Consider the following 242-nt stretch of genomic DNA (forward strand, 5'->3'; position numbering starts at 1 on the left):
GCTCGATCAAATTCGCTTGCTGACGGCAAGGAACTTTCCAGCAGAGCTGCGCGAAAGAAATGCGAACGCAAGGTGAAATGCCTAACCGACCATGGCTGTGTCCGGTGGCATATTCGTTCCAAACTCGTCAATAGGAGCTCATCATGTCCGACAATCTGGAAAACCGCGGCCAACAGGACCGTTCGCGCATCAACGTGCGCGAGGAATGGGAAGTACGTCACTGGACCGAGGCCCTCGGCGTC

At 55.8% G+C, this 242-nt stretch carries 1 protein-coding gene; it reads left to right on the forward strand.

Features of this window, described 5'->3' with window-relative positions; all coding sequences use genetic code 11:
• Nucleotides 1–143 precede the first annotated feature (143 nt).
• Nucleotides 144–242 (forward strand): DUF3606 domain-containing protein (locus KVT32_RS31240; protein WP_217619552.1); only part of this gene is annotated, 99 nt, incomplete at its 3' end.

The organism is Achromobacter sp. GbtcB20 (assembly GCF_019091095.1).
GTDB classification, from domain to species: domain Bacteria; phylum Pseudomonadota; class Gammaproteobacteria; order Burkholderiales; family Burkholderiaceae_B; genus Achromobacter; species Achromobacter mucicolens.